Source organism: Burkholderia sp. BCC1985 (genome assembly GCF_905339915.1).
Classification (GTDB): domain Bacteria; phylum Pseudomonadota; class Gammaproteobacteria; order Burkholderiales; family Burkholderiaceae; genus Burkholderia.
On record NZ_CAJPGY010000007.1, the window covers coordinates 75897 to 88839 of the forward strand.

13 protein-coding genes and 2 riboswitches are annotated in these 12943 nt (G+C 69.5%); of the genes, 6 read left to right on the forward strand and 7 right to left on the reverse strand.

Annotated elements, in window-relative coordinates:
* Position 1: 1 nt before the first annotated feature.
* Together cobW and U4Z31_RS08990 are read right to left on the reverse strand one after the other, a co-directional pair.
* Positions 2-1090, reverse strand: a complete 1089-nt coding sequence (cobW, locus tag U4Z31_RS08985; protein ID WP_257773193.1) for a cobalamin biosynthesis protein CobW — start codon at positions 1088-1090, stop codon at positions 2-4.
* 25 nt (positions 1091-1115) lie between these two features.
* Complete coding sequence (locus U4Z31_RS08990; RefSeq protein ID WP_044843562.1) at positions 1116-2174, reverse strand: HoxN/HupN/NixA family nickel/cobalt transporter; 1059 nt, start codon at positions 2172-2174, stop codon at positions 1116-1118.
* A gap of 184 nt (positions 2175-2358) precedes the next feature.
* Positions 2359-2622, reverse strand: a riboswitch (cobalamin riboswitch).
* Positions 2623-2753: 131 nt separating this feature from the next.
* A riboswitch (cobalamin riboswitch) is annotated at positions 2754-2990 on the forward strand.
* A gap of 109 nt (positions 2991-3099) precedes the next feature.
* On the opposite strand from U4Z31_RS08990, the gene cobA reads away from it, so the two are divergent.
* The 4 genes from cobA to U4Z31_RS09010 are packed head-to-tail and all read left to right on the forward strand — an operon-like array spanning position 3100 to position 6228.
* Positions 3100-3909 carry a uroporphyrinogen-III C-methyltransferase gene (gene cobA / locus U4Z31_RS08995; protein WP_321810015.1) on the forward strand — a complete coding sequence of 270 codons (810 nt, stop codon included), beginning with the start codon at positions 3100-3102 and terminating at the stop codon, positions 3907-3909.
* Entirely contained in the window at positions 3906-4283 is a 378-nt protein-coding gene (locus tag U4Z31_RS09000) for a cobalamin biosynthesis protein (RefSeq protein WP_321810016.1), read from the forward strand. The genes cobA and U4Z31_RS09000 overlap by 4 nt, the downstream gene beginning before the upstream one ends.
* 34 nt (positions 4284-4317) lie before the next feature.
* Positions 4318-4920 carry a cob(I)yrinic acid a,c-diamide adenosyltransferase gene (gene cobO / locus U4Z31_RS09005; protein WP_321810017.1) on the forward strand — a complete coding sequence of 201 codons (603 nt, stop codon included), beginning with the start codon at positions 4318-4320 and terminating at the stop codon, positions 4918-4920.
* A 3-nt stretch (positions 4921-4923) separates the two neighbouring features.
* Entirely contained in the window at positions 4924-6228 is a 1305-nt protein-coding gene (locus U4Z31_RS09010) for a cobyrinate a,c-diamide synthase (RefSeq protein WP_321810018.1), read from the forward strand.
* 35 nt (positions 6229-6263) lie between these two features.
* Here the strand turns inward: U4Z31_RS09010 and bamE are convergent, their stop codons facing one another.
* A complete protein-coding gene (gene bamE / locus U4Z31_RS09015) occupies positions 6264-6803 on the reverse strand; it encodes an outer membrane protein assembly factor BamE domain-containing protein (protein WP_321799611.1) in 540 nt (179 codons plus the stop codon).
* 251 nt (positions 6804-7054) lie between these two features.
* Complete coding sequence (locus U4Z31_RS09020) at positions 7055-8218, reverse strand: M20 aminoacylase family protein (RefSeq protein ID WP_124485510.1); 1164 nt, start codon at positions 8216-8218, stop codon at positions 7055-7057.
* 355 nt (positions 8219-8573) lie between these two features.
* Between U4Z31_RS09020 and U4Z31_RS09025 the strand changes: the two genes are divergently transcribed.
* Positions 8574-9644, forward strand: a complete 1071-nt coding sequence (locus U4Z31_RS09025) for a type IV toxin-antitoxin system AbiEi family antitoxin (protein ID WP_321810138.1) — start codon at positions 8574-8576, stop codon at positions 9642-9644.
* Positions 9613-10518, forward strand: coding sequence for a nucleotidyl transferase AbiEii/AbiGii toxin family protein (locus U4Z31_RS09030; protein WP_321810019.1), 906 nt, complete (start codon positions 9613-9615; stop codon positions 10516-10518). The genes U4Z31_RS09025 and U4Z31_RS09030 overlap by 32 nt, the downstream gene beginning before the upstream one ends.
* A gap of 42 nt (positions 10519-10560) precedes the next feature.
* Here the strand turns inward: U4Z31_RS09030 and U4Z31_RS09035 are convergent, their stop codons facing one another.
* From U4Z31_RS09035 to U4Z31_RS09045, 3 genes are all read right to left on the reverse strand, one after another.
* Positions 10561-10968, reverse strand: a complete 408-nt coding sequence (locus U4Z31_RS09035; RefSeq protein WP_044843628.1) for a PIN domain-containing protein — start codon at positions 10966-10968, stop codon at positions 10561-10563.
* 109 nt (positions 10969-11077) lie between these two features.
* Positions 11078-12094, reverse strand: a complete 1017-nt coding sequence (locus tag U4Z31_RS09040) for a GNAT family N-acetyltransferase (RefSeq protein ID WP_321810020.1) — start codon at positions 12092-12094, stop codon at positions 11078-11080.
* Positions 12094-12933 carry a formyltransferase family protein gene (locus U4Z31_RS09045; protein WP_044843572.1) on the reverse strand — a complete coding sequence of 280 codons (840 nt, stop codon included), beginning with the start codon at positions 12931-12933 and terminating at the stop codon, positions 12094-12096. The genes U4Z31_RS09040 and U4Z31_RS09045 overlap by 1 nt, the downstream gene beginning before the upstream one ends.
* Between the last annotated feature and the right edge of the window lie 10 nt (positions 12934-12943).

Sequence of the window (12943 nt, forward strand, 5' to 3'; positions counted from 1 at the left end):
GTTACGCCTGTTGCGGCTCGGCCGCGCACGCGACCTCGAACGCGCGCTGCAGCGCGGCCGCGTCGAGATCCTCGCCGATCAGCACGAAGCGGCTCGCACGCGGCTCGCCGTCCTGCCAGCGACGGTCGAAATAGCTGTCGAAGCGGCGGCCGACGCCCTGGATCACGAGCCGCATCGGCGCATCGGGCAGCGCCGCGAAGCCTTTCGCGCGGTAGATCGTGTGCGTCTCGACGACACGCTGCAGCGCGGCGATCGTCGCCTCGCGCGAGCCCGCGTCGCCCGACACCACCACCGAATCGAATTCGTCGTGGTGATGGTCGTGATCGCCGTCGTCGGCCGAGCCGTGATGGTCGTGCCGCAGGTGGATCGTTTCCTCCGATGCCGATTCGAGGCCGAGCAGCATCGCGAGGTCGAGCTCGCCGCGCGTCGCGCGCACGATCTTCACCTGCGGCGGGATCTCCTCGCGAATCGCGGCTTCGACCGCGGCGAACTGCGCGTCGGCGACGAGGTCGGCCTTGTTCACGATCACGAGATCGGCGGACGACAGCTGGTCGGCGAACAGTTCATGCAGCGGCGATTCGTGGTCGAGGTTCGGATCGGCGCGGCGCTGCGCGTCGACGGCCTGCGGGTTCTCGGCGAACTGGCCGCTCGCGGCGGCCGGCCCGTCGACGACGGTCACGACCGCATCGACCGTGAAGCTGTTGCGGATCGTCGGCCAGTTGAAGGCCTGCACGAGCGGCTTCGGCAGCGCGAGGCCCGACGTCTCGATCAGCACGTGATCGATGTCGGCGCGGCGCTCGACGAGCGCTTCCATCACCGGATAGAACTCCTCCTGCACGGTGCAGCACAGGCAGCCGTTCGCGAGTTCGTACAGCTGGCCCGACGCTTCGCTGCGGGCGCCCTCGGCATCCTCGCAGCCGATCCCGCAGCCCTTGAGGATTTCGCCGTCGATGCCGAGCTCGCCGAATTCGTTGACGATCACCGCGATGCGGCGGCCTTCTGCATGCTGCAGGATGTGGCGCATCAGCGTGGTCTTGCCGCTGCCGAGAAAGCCCGTGACGATCGTGACGGGAAGCTTGCGTAGGGTCATGGTGGGTCCTGTGTCTAAAAGGGAGTCAGGCCGAGAGCGTCACGTCGATCTCGTCGTAGCGTTTGAGGCGGTAGATCGCGGCCGATACGATCCAGCACGCGACGAACAGGCCGATCACGACGTAGCCGAGCATGCCGAAATGCGATGCGACCATCGTCGCGAAATCCCATACCGGGCCCTGCAGCGAGAGTTTGTCCGCGAGCAGCGCGAGCACCTCGATGCCGCCGATCAACGCGGCAACCAGCACCGACACGAACGTGATCGTCATGTTGTAGTAGATCTTGCGGATCGGCCGCACGTACGCCCAGCGGTACGCGCCCATCATCAGGATGCCGTCGGTCGTGTCGACGAGCGTCATGCCCGCGGTGAACAGCACCGGCAGCACCATCACCGACCAGAACGACAGGCCGCCCTGCACCTGCGTGGCCGAAATGCCGAACAGCGCGATCTCGGTCGCGGTATCGAAGCCGAAGCCGAACAGGAAGCCGACCGGATACAGGTGCCAGCTGCGCGACACGAGGCGGAACAACGGCCGGAACAGGCGGGCCAGCACGCCGCGCTGGTTCATCAGCATGTCGAGATCGGCGTCGACGATCGGCTCGCCGCGGCGGGCCGCGCGAAACGTCCGGTACACGGAGATCAGGATCAGCAGGTTCGCGGCCGCGAGCACCAGCAGGAAGAACGCCGACACGCTCGTGCTGATCACGCCGCCCCAGGTCTTCATGCTCTCGAAGCGCGCGAGTGACGCCGCGGTCAGCGCGACCGCGACCGACATCACGATCACCACCGTCGAATGGCCGAGCGAGAAGAACAGGCCCGCGCCGAGCGGGCTGCGGCCCTCCTGCATCAGCTTGCGCGTGACGTTGTCGATCGCGGCGATATGATCGGCGTCGACCGCGTGGCGCAGCCCGAACACGTAGGCGAGCAGCGCGGTACCCAGCAGCACGGGCTGGTCGCGAAACGCGATGAAGGCCCAGATCCACGCGCCGACGTTGAACGCGACGAGCAATGAATAGATCGCGACGATTTTGCCGCGCAGCCCGGACGGGCTGTCGTTGAACAGGCGGAAGAACGAGTCGAGCATGATGCTCCTTTGCGAACGGTCGACATGATGAATGCCAACACGGCCGTCGTCGGCCTGCCCGCGGCGCTGGCCGTTCTTCGCCCCGGCCCGCACGCGTGCAGCGGCTGACGGATCGGCGAAGGAAGGGCAACGCCCGGGCGTCCGGCGAACTGCGGCCGTGGACGATGCGCCGCCTCCCCGCGGCGCTGAACCCCAACGTCTCGGCCGGTATCCGGGCTGACGAACACGCCGCTTCGCCTTCCCGGATGCGCGGCATCCAGTGGCGGTCGTCCGCATGCGGCAGGCATGCGGCGAAGCGGCGCTGCATCGCGCTGGGCGCGACGCGTTCGCTTACCGTTGCGGGGGCAGCACAGGTTGGCCCGACTGCGGCGCAGGCAGGCTCCCTGTTTCCCGTTTAACTGCGCGCGCCGGAGGAGCGCGCGCGAGCACCGAAACGCGTGCGAGTGTAGGCGGCGGTGCGGGGAGCGTCAAGGTAAAGGCGGAACGGCCCGCCGCGGCGCGTCCGGCGTGGTGGCGGCATCGCACCGGGGGCGCTTGCGGCGCCCGCGCGGCGGGTTCGCGCGGGCCGACCGCTGTGCTATCGTATGCGCCGCGTTCGGTGCTCGCATGCGCATTCCGCGCACGCAGTTAAACGGGAAACAGGAGGCGGAAGTCCGCCCGGCCTGTGCTGTCCCCGCAACGGTACGCCGCCCGCGCGCCGCGGTTCCCCCCGCACGCGCCCAGGCCGCCCGCGATGCCACTGCCCTTCAGCGGGCGGGAAGGCTGCGGCCTGGCAAGCGGCCAGCCCGGATACCGGCCGACGCAAGGGGCGAGCCCGCTGCTCGCCGAACGCCCGATCCGCGGGGGACGGATGGGGTGCGCTTTCCGCCCGCGTTCGCGCGGGCTTCGCCCGATCCGTCATGCCTTGCCTGTCCGCCGGCCGCCGATGCGCCGCTCGCTGTCCCCTTTCCACTGCCACGACGCGGTGTGCGCCGTGCCGCGTCCGATGAGCCGCGCCTGGCTCGTCGGCGCCGGCCCCGGCGACGCCGATCTGCTGACGCTGAAGGCCGTGCGCGCGATCGCCGCGGCCGACGTGCTGCTCGTCGACGATCTCGTGAACCCCGATGTATTGCGCCATGCGCGCGCCGACGCGCGCATCGAGCACGTCGGCAAGCGCGGCGGCCACGCGTCGACGCCGCAGGAAACGATCGTCGCCGCGATGCTCGCGCACCTGCGCGCGGGCCGCAGCGTCGCGCGGCTCAAGGGCGGCGATCCGTTCGTGTTCGGCCGCGGCGGCGAGGAGCTGCTCGCGCTCGGTGCGGCGGGTTTCCCGGTCGAGGTCGTAAACGGCATCACGGCCGGTATCGCGGCCCCGGCCGCGCTCGGCATTCCGGTCACGCATCGCGGCGACGCGCAGGGCGTGATCTTCGTCACGGGCCACGGCGCGGGCGCCGACGAGCCCGACTGGCGCGCGCTGGCCGCGACGCGCATGACGATCGTGATCTACATGGGCATACGCCGGCTCGACACGATCTTGGCCGCGCTGCGTGACGGCGGCGTGCCCGGCGACATGCCGTGCGCGGCGATCGAGAACGCGACGCGCGACGGGCAGCGGCACGCGCTCGCGACGCTCGACACGGTCGTCGAACGCATCGGCGCCGCCGGTATCGGCTCGCCCGCGATCGTCGTGATCGGCCGCGTCGCGGCGCTCGCCGACGATCCGGCGGTGCGCGCGGCGCTCGGCGGCCGCGCATGATGCGCGTCGCGCTCGGCGTCGGTTTCCGCGCGGGCGTGACGGCCGCGCAACTCGATGCCGCGATCCGCGCGGCGCTGGCGCGCTACCCGGGCGCCGAACCGGCCGTCGTCGCGACGCTCGCCGACAAGGCGCGTGCCCGGCCGCTGCGCACGCTGTGCGCACGCCGCGGCTGGCCGCTCGTCGCGTTCGACGCGGCGCAGCTCGCGCGGTGCCCCGAACCGGCCTTGAGCAGCCCGTCGGCTGCGGCGCTCGCGCGTTTCGGCGTCGCGGGCGTGGCCGAGCCGTGCGCGCGGCTCGCGGCGCCCGACGGCCGGCTGCTCGGCCCCAAATCCATCCGGGACGGCGTGACGGTCGCGCTCGCCGGCCCGCTCTGAACCTTTTGTTTCGCTTTCGACAGGACGATTCCCGATGAAGACCGATGCCGAATCCCATCAGCGGATGACCGAACGCCGCCGCGCCGGCCATGAAAAGAAGCAGGCTGCCGCTACCCAGGAAAAGGGCCTGCTGATCGTCAATACCGGCAACGGCAAGGGCAAGAGCACGGCCGCGTTCGGCATGGCCGTGCGCGTGCTCGGCCATGGCATGCGGCTCGGCGTCGTGCAGTTCATCAAGGGCGCGCTGCACACGTCCGAGCGCGACTTCCTCGGCGCGGTCGCGCAATGCGACTTCGTGACGATGGGCGACGGCTATACGTGGAACACGCAGAACCGCGACGCCGACATCGCAACCGCGCGCAAGGGCTGGGACGAGGCGCGCCGGATGATCGAAAGCGGCGAGTACCGGATGGTGATCCTCGACGAGCTGAACACCGTGCTGAAGTACGAATACGTGCCGCTCGACGAAGTGCTCGCGACGCTCGTCGCGCGCCCGGAATCGGTGCACGTCGTCGTCACCGGGCGGCATGCGCCCGATGCGCTGATCGACGCAGCCGACCTCGTCACCGAAATGCGGCTCGTCAAGCATCCGTACAAGGAGCAAGGCGTGAAGGCGCAGCCCGGCGTGGAGTTCTGAGCGATGCCGGCCTGCCCCGCGCTGTTCGTCAGCGCGCCCGCGTCCGGCCAGGGCAAGACGTCGGTGACGGCCGGCCTCGCGCGGCTGCACCGGCGGCTCGGCCGGCGCGTGCGCGTGTTCAAGACCGGGCCGGATTTTCTCGATCCGATGCTGCTCGAACGCGCGAGCGGCGCGCCCGTGCACGCGCTCGACCTCGGCATGGTCGGCGAAGCCGGCTGCCGCGCGCTGCTCGCCGATGCGGCGCGCGACGCGGACCTGATCCTGATCGAAGGCGTGATGGGGTTGTTCGACGGCACGCCGAGCAGCGCCGATCTCGCGGTCGCGTTCGGCGTGCCGGTCGTCGCGGTGATTGCCGCGAAGTCGATGGCGCAGACGTTCGCGGCGATCGCGTTCGGGCTCGCGCGGTTCCGGCCGGAGGTGCCGTTTCACGGCGTGCTGGGCAATCGTGTCGGGTCGCCGCGACACGCGGAACTGCTGCGGCAGGCGCTGCCGGACGACCTGCGCTGGCTCGGGCACGTGCCGGCCGATGCGGGCATCGCGCTGCCGGAACGGCATCTCGGCCTGCACCAGCCGGCCGACATCGACGATCTCGACGCGCGGCTCGAGCGTGCGGCCGACGTGCTCGCGCAGACGGCGCTCGCCGAATTGCCGCCGGCCGTCGCGTTCGCGGAACCGGACGTTCACGCCGCGCTGCCGCGCGTGCTCGCCGGCAAGCGGATCGCGATCGCGCGCGATGCCGCGTTCTCGTTCATCTATCCGGCCAATCTCGCGCTGCTCGACGCGCTCGGTGCGCAGCTGACGTTCTTTTCGCCGCTTGCGGACGAACCCGTGCCCGACGATTGCGATGCGCTGTTCCTGCCGGGCGGCTATCCGGAACTGCACGCGGCGACGCTCGCGGCGAATGCCGTGACCGCGCGGACGATTCGCGCGCATGCGGCGGCCGGCCTGCCGATCGTCGCGGAATGCGGAGGAATGGTGTATCTGTGCGAATCGCTGACCGACGTGGACGGCGCGACGACGCCGATGCTCGGACTGTTGTCAGGCCATGCGACGATGCAGCGCCGGTTCGCGGCGCTCGGGATGCAGCAGCTGGACACGCGCACCGGGCCGATGCGCGGTCATACGTTTCATTATTCGCGGCTCGATACGCCGCTGGCGCCGGTGGCGACGGCCGCACGACCCGACGGCGCGCCCGGAAGCGGCGAAGCCGTATATCGCGCGGGCCCGATCGCCGCGACCTACATGCACATGTACTGGCCGTCGAATCCGGAGATGGCGGCCGCGCTGTTCGGCGGCACGGCATTCTGACGAAAAATACCCCGGGACACCGCGCGGCCGCGCGGTCAGGGTTTTTCGCGGCCCGGCGCTTCCGAGCGCGAAGTCCGGATCACGGTGCCGTCGGGGGAGAAATGCGCGTTGAACATCGCGTCGCCCGATACGCCGCCCTCGGCCCAGTGCCAGCTCCACACTTCCTCATGGCTCAACGCGTATTGCGCGACCTCGGTCGGCTTGCCGAGCAGTTGCCGTACGTCGTCCTTCGACATCCCCGGCACGACCTTCGCGATGTTCGCCGCCGTCAGCGCCTGCGTGATCGACACGAGCCGGCCGTCGGGCCCGAAATCGAGCATGTACGTGCTCGTGCCGTACGGGCCGCGCGGATACTCGAAACGCTGCGAGCCGTCGTCGCCCTGCCGGACCATCTCGGGCTTGCCCGCCTGGCGCAGCACGTCCTCGGTCGTCGAGACGCCCGGCTGCAGATTGCCGAACGCCATCGGATCGGGCTTGATCGCGTTCACCGCATCAGCTACCTTCTGGTCGTCGCATCCGGCCGCCAGAACGCCGACCGCGCAAGCCGTCAGCACGGTCAGAAACTGTTTTCGCATGTCGTCCACACCTGTATTCATCGAGCCGATCCGGCGTCGCGCGCAGCGTAGCACGCGGCCCGTGCCGTCGATGTCAAGGAGCGTCAAATTCAGCGCGTGAGCGCTTTCCAATGGAACAGGAGCCTGGGCGAGGGTTTGCGGTAGCTCTTGTGTAGCGCCTTTGGCGCGTTTCCAATGCGTCCCGCGCGGCCGGTGTCATGGCCGCGCGGGCGCGCACCGGGCGGCGGTGCCCACGTCGATGCGACGCGGCGTCACACCAGGAAGGTCTCCGCCAGCTTGACCCAGTACGATGCGCCGATCGGCAGCGCCGCGTCGTTGAAGTCGTAGCCGGGGTTGTGCACCATGCAGCCGCCCTCCCCGTCGCCGTTGCCGATGATCAGGTAGCAGCCCGGCCGCTTCTCGAGCAGGAACGCGAAATCCTCGCTGCCGGTGAGCGGCACCATCCCGTCGATCAGGTTCGCTTCGCCGACCCACCCGCGCGCGACGCCGCGTGCGAACGCGGTCATCTCCGCATCGTTGACGAGCACCGGATAGCGACGCTGGTAGTCGATCGTCGCGGTCGCGCCGAACACGGCCGCCTGCGCATGAACGACTTCCTTGATGCGTGTCTCGAGCAGGTCGCGCACCTCGGGCTTCAGCGCGCGCACGGACAGGCGCATCTGCGCGCGGTCGGGAATCACGTTCGGCGCCTCGCCCGCGTGGATCGCACCGACCGTGACGATCGCCATGTCGAGCGGCGATACGTTGCGCGAGACGATCGTCTGCAGCGCGATGACGATCTGCGCGCACACGACGACCGGGTCGATCGCCTTGTGCGGCACCGCACCGTGGCCGCCGCGCCCCTGCACGTCGATGGTCACGGTATCGGACGACGCCATGAACGGCCCCGGCAGGAAGCCGAACTTGCCCGTCGGGAAGCCCGGCATGTTGTGCATCGCGAAGATCGCGTCGCACGGGAACTGCTCGAACAGCCCGTCGTCGAGCATTTTCTTCGCGCCGCCGAGCCCTTCCTCGGCCGGCTGGAAAATCAGGTTCAGCGTGCCGGAAAAGCGGCGCTCGCGCGCCAGGTGCTTCGCGGCCGCGAGCAGCATCGCCGTGTGGCCGTCGTGACCGCACGCGTGCATCTTGCCGGGGATCGTGCTCTGGTACGGCAGGCCGGTCGACTCGTGGATCGGCAGCGCGTCCATGTCGGCACGCAGGCCGAGGCGCTGCGTGCCATTGCCCACCTTCAGCTGCGCGACGACGCCCGTGCCGCCGAGCCCGCGCTGCACCGTGTAGCCCCACGCCTGCAACTGCCCGGCGACGAGATCGCTTGTCGCGAATTCCTCGAAGCCCAGTTCGGGGTGGGCATGAATGCGGTGCCGGATCTCGATCATTTCGTCGGCGAGGCCTGCGGGGATCACGCTGTGCGTCACGGTGTCGTCTCCTGGGTTCCGGGGGGAATGTGCAGGCAAGGATAGTCGGTTGAGCGGCAACCGGACAGACAGAAAGTCGTCGCTGAGACAACCTTTAGTTGCCGGTCTATCCTCCGGCACAAGACGAATCGCACGGCGGGAGGAAACCGGCCATTCGGGCGACTGCCGGCCACGCATCGGGATGCGGGACACTGCGAGTTCGTCTTGATTTCTCGGGTGGGAGTGCACGTTGAGTTCCGTTCGTCATTCCGGAATAATCCCGTCCCATCAAAGGGTTGAGCGTTCTTGTTCATTTTTTGACGGTTGTACATTTTTTGTGTACGCTGTCAGAAAAGTGAACAAGCGATCCACCCCGATGCCCGAGAACGCCACCCTGCCGATAGCGGAACAGCACGTGCTCGACGAAGCCTGCGCCGCGTTCGAACGCGCGACCCGGCGCTTCCGTGCGCGGCCCGTGCGCGTGCCGGCCGCCTATGACGCGCATGCCGACGCGATGATCCGTTTCGCCATTGCCGGGCAGGCCTTCGAGATGCCGGCGGCGGTGAGCGTCGGGGTCGAATCGGTGCAGGACGCACGCGCGGCGCTGCGCCGGCGCGGCGGCGCCCCATGGCCCGGCGAGCGGCCGCTGATGCTGGTTGCGCCGTACGTATCGGTCGAGCTGGCCGCCCGCCTGACCGATCAAGGCATCCCGTTTCTCGACACGGCCGGCAATGCGTGCCTGATCCAGCCGGAAGCGACCGTGATGATTTCCGGCCGGCCGAAACCCGCCCGCACGCCGCGCCGGCAGGCATCGCGCGCGACGACGCCCAAGGGGCTGGCCGTGATGTTCGCGCTCGCGACGCAGCCGGGCCTCGTCGCGCAACCGTACCGGGCGATCGCTGCCGCGTCGGGCGTCGCGCTCGGCACGGTCAATCTCGCGATGGACGACCTGCTCGCGCGCGGCCTTCTCGCGCAGCGGCGCAACGGCGAACGGCTGATGCCCGACTGGCCGCGCTTCATGCAGGAATGGGTCGCGCTGTATCCGAGCCGCCTGCGCGCGAAACTGCCCGCCCGGCGGTTTGCCGCGCTCGCGCCCGACTGGTGGCGCGGCTTCGATTTCGCGGCATTCGACGCGCGGCTGGGCGGCGAACCCGCGGCCGACTTGCTGACGCACGACCTGAAGCCGGCCGCGATCACCGTCTATACGCATGGCGCCGTGTCGAACCGCCTGCTGCTCCAGGCACGCCTGCGCCCGGACGAGCGTGGCGACGTCGAGCTGCTCGAAGCCTTCTGGCCGCCGTCGCCGGCGCTCGACTGGCGCGAGCAGGACGTGCCGCTCGTGCCGCCGCTGCTGATCTACGCGGATCTCGTCTCGTCCGGGGACAGTCGCAATCTCGCCGCCGCCGAACACATCCATGACCGATACCTCGCCCGCCCGCCCGCTTGAAGTCGACGCGCGCCGGCCGCTCGAGCCGGCGGCGGTCGCGCTGCTGCAGGCGGTCCGCGCGGCCTGCTCGCAGCTCGACGCGGCATTCGTCGTCGCCGGTGCGACCGCGCGCGACATCCTGATGTGGCACGTCCACGGCATCCGCCCGGTGCGGGCGACGCGGGACGTCGACGTCGCGGTGTGCGCGGTGAGCTGGCCGTTTCACGAACGGCTCGTCGACGCGCTCGTCGCGACCGGGCAATTCGCGCGTGCGCCGAAGCATCAGCAGAAACTGCTGTTCGACAGCGGGACGCAAGGCTTTCGCACGGAACTCGATCTCGTGCCGTTCGGGCCGCTCGAAACGCCGCCCGGCGAAATCGCGTGGCCGCCTGGCGGCGATTTCGTGTTGAATGTGCTGGGCTTTCAGGAGGCGATCGATACGGCGCTGGTCGTGTCGATCGCGGCCGACGTCGAGGTGCCGGTGGCGAGCCTGTCGGCCCTTGCGCTGTTGAAGTTGCTCGCGTGGAAGGACCGGCGCGCGCGCCAGAACAGCGACGCGTACGACCTGTTGTTCCTGCTCACGCATTTCCACGACGCAGGCAATCGCGAGCGCATCTGGGACGTGGCGCCCGACCTGCTCGAGCAGCACGGTTTCCAGCCTGAGGTGGCGGCGGCTGCGCTACTGGCGCGCGATGCGCAGCGGATTGCTTCGCCGCCGACGTACGATGCGATCCGCGCGCTGTTGTCCGACGAAGCAATCTACGCGACGCTCGGGCAGGATCTGCAGGCCCGCGCGTTCGCGCTGCTGCCGGGGGAATTCAGCGCGGACGCCGACCGGTATCTCGACGCGTTCCGCAGCGCCTTCCTCGCGGATCCGCCTGTTCCTCGCGTGTGACGTGCGACCGCGCGGGCGCCACGCCATCGCGCATTCACGACCTCAGGCCGAGGCCGCCCAGTCTTCGAGCGACAACCCCGCGACGCGGCCGAACTCGCGACGATTGTTCGTGACGAGCACGGCACCGGCCGCGATCGCGTGACCGGCGATCGACGCATCGTTTGCGCCGATCGGCGTGCCGCGCGCGGCGAGGTCGGCGCGAATCGCCGCCGTTGCATCGACCGCCGCGGTATCCCACGACAACACGCCGTCCAGCCGAGCGACAAAGGCCGTCACGAGTTCCGCATGCTTCGGCGATGCCTTTCTGCCGACCGCGCCGAACCGCATTTCCGCATAGGTAATCGCCGACACGACGATCCGGTGCTGCGCATTGACGCACGACTGCAGCCGGGACAACACCACGGACGGTCGCTCGCGCATGATGAACGAACAGATGTTCGTATCGAGCATGTAGAGCGTGGTCCCGAACGGCCGACGCGCGCCCCCTGCAAGCCGCGCGAAACGTCGATGCTTGCGAATCGACGTTTCGACGAATCGACACTTCGCGCCCCCGTCCCCGTCACGGCAACCGGAAAGTGTCGAAGAATGTTTCGCGCTCCATCACGGTAAGCGCCGCGCGCTTGTGCGGGAAATCGAACTCCTTCAACGTATGGAACCCGAGCCGGTGCATGTACGCGATATGCCGCACGTGATCGACGCGCGGCTCGCCGACGAGCCGCTGCGTGCGCGGTTCGTCGACGAACATGTAGTGCAGCACCCCGCTCCACCATGCATGCAGCTTGCCCGCGCTCTGGAAGCGCGAGTCGCCGATCAGCAGGTGCAGCCCGCGATCGTAGTCGTGCGCGTCGTAGAACGGCGCGAGGCGGTCCTCCTTCGCCCAGTAGAACTCGAAATAGCCGAACGGCGTGTCGTCGAAATAGCCGATCATCGGATGCATGTGCGGATCGGCGAGCCGCTCCGCGAGATACGCGGCGTGCTCGTCGAGCGTGCCGCGCTGATCCCAGAAATGCGCGACGCGATCGAGGTTCATCCAGTCGCTGAACAGCTGCGCATGTGCAGCGATGTCGACGGTGCGCAGGCTGAACGTCATCCCGACCTGCGGCATGTAGCGCGCATAGATCTCGCCGGCCGGCGACGGCGGCCGCACCGGGTGCCGGTGGCCGTTCGTGATCGTGTAGCGCAGCGGCATCCCGCCCGACGCGGGTGCCTTCAGCCACGGCAGCGGGTTCTGCCAGAACGTCGCGCGCGATGCGGTGACGCGCAGCCGGTCGCCCGCGATCCGCGCGCCGTCGATCACGCCTTCGCGCACCGCGCGCGCGACGTACGACGCGACGGCCGCCGGATCGGCGCCGCCGAGCGGCACCGACACCGTCGCCGCGTCGTGCCGCGTGTCCGTGTTGAACAGCGCGACGAATTCCGCGAGCAGCGCCGCCGGCGGATCGCCGGGCCGCCACGCGTCGAGCGTGCGCTCGACGGCGGGCGGCTCCTGCCCGTGCGCGGCGCCGTCGAGTGCCGCGGCCACCTCGCCTTCGACCGCGTCTGCCGCGTTGGCCGGTTTCGTCAGCGTGTCTTCCATCACAGTGCTCCCGCGTCGTGGCGGTCGGCAAGGATGTGCAGCCCCTGCTCGAGCGCCGGAAACAGGCTGCGCTGGAAGTTGTTCCAGCGCAGTTCGAGAATCGTGTCGTCCGGCGCGATCGGCGTGTCGAGCACGTCGCAGATCACCTCGCCGGAATCGATGCCGTTGTCGACGTAGTGGAACGAGGCGCCCGTCATCGTCACCGGTTCGACGCGCGAGGTCGCGCCGCTCGCCCAGTCGACCCGTTCGCCGCGCGCGCCGTGCAGCGCGTCGAGCGTCGCCCACGCACCGCGCCGCTGGTACGGCGAAGCGTCGGCCGTAATGCCGGGATGGATGTTCGCGATGCGGCGGTGAAAGCGCGCGCCGGGACGCACGAGCTCGTCGAGGATCACGAGCAGCCCGTCGAGCACGACCACGTCGGCGTCGAGTTCGAGCAGGCGTTCGAGCAGGCGGCGCTCGAACGCCTGCTTGCCCGTCACGCGCTCGCGCGCGTCGCGCGGCAGCCGGCGGTACGTCGATGCAATCGTGCAGAACAGTTCGTCGACCGGCCGGCCCTGCACCGTCAGCCCGTCGGGCAGGATCCACGGGCGGCCCGGCGTGCGCGCGAAGCCGTAGTCGGCGACCTTCGCGCGGTCGGCCGGCGAGCCTGCGTCGTCGTCGACGATCACGCCCTTGAGCGCATAGCGTTCGCCGAGCGGCGAGTCGTTCAGGCGCTCGACAAGGAATTCGAGCGGCGCCTTCATGTAGCGCGTGCCGCCCCGGTAGGCGACCGGCTGGCCGGCGCGATCGGCCGCGCCGTTGCGCAGCGACTGGATGTAGACGAGATTTTTCTTCGGCATGGAGGCGTCG

What these genes read in the sequence shown, in the direction of transcription:
- U4Z31_RS09000 (WP_321810016.1), top strand. Translation starts at nt 3,906, where the DNA reads ATGATGCGCGTCGCGCTCGGCGTCGGTTTCCGCGCGGGCGTGACGGCC.
- U4Z31_RS09035 (WP_044843628.1), bottom strand. Translation starts at nt 10,968, where the DNA reads ATGCTCGATACGAACATCTGTTCGTTCATCATGCGCGAGCGACCGTCC.
- cobW (WP_257773193.1), bottom strand. Translation starts at nt 1,090, where the DNA reads ATGACCCTACGCAAGCTTCCCGTCACGATCGTCACGGGCTTTCTCGGC.
- U4Z31_RS09040 (WP_321810020.1), bottom strand. Translation starts at nt 12,094, where the DNA reads ATGGAAGACACGCTGACGAAACCGGCCAACGCGGCAGACGCGGTCGAA.
- cobO (WP_321810017.1), top strand. Translation starts at nt 4,318, where the DNA reads ATGAAGACCGATGCCGAATCCCATCAGCGGATGACCGAACGCCGCCGC.
- cobA (WP_321810015.1), top strand. Translation starts at nt 3,100, where the DNA reads ATGCGCCGCTCGCTGTCCCCTTTCCACTGCCACGACGCGGTGTGCGCC.
- U4Z31_RS09025 (WP_321810138.1), top strand. Translation starts at nt 8,574, where the DNA reads ATGCCCGAGAACGCCACCCTGCCGATAGCGGAACAGCACGTGCTCGAC.
- U4Z31_RS08990 (WP_044843562.1), bottom strand. Translation starts at nt 2,174, where the DNA reads ATGCTCGACTCGTTCTTCCGCCTGTTCAACGACAGCCCGTCCGGGCTG.
- bamE (WP_321799611.1), bottom strand. Translation starts at nt 6,803, where the DNA reads ATGCGAAAACAGTTTCTGACCGTGCTGACGGCTTGCGCGGTCGGCGTT.
- U4Z31_RS09010 (WP_321810018.1), top strand. Translation starts at nt 4,924, where the DNA reads ATGCCGGCCTGCCCCGCGCTGTTCGTCAGCGCGCCCGCGTCCGGCCAG.
- U4Z31_RS09045 (WP_044843572.1), bottom strand. Translation starts at nt 12,933, where the DNA reads ATGCCGAAGAAAAATCTCGTCTACATCCAGTCGCTGCGCAACGGCGCG.
- U4Z31_RS09030 (WP_321810019.1), top strand. Translation starts at nt 9,613, where the DNA reads ATGACCGATACCTCGCCCGCCCGCCCGCTTGAAGTCGACGCGCGCCGG.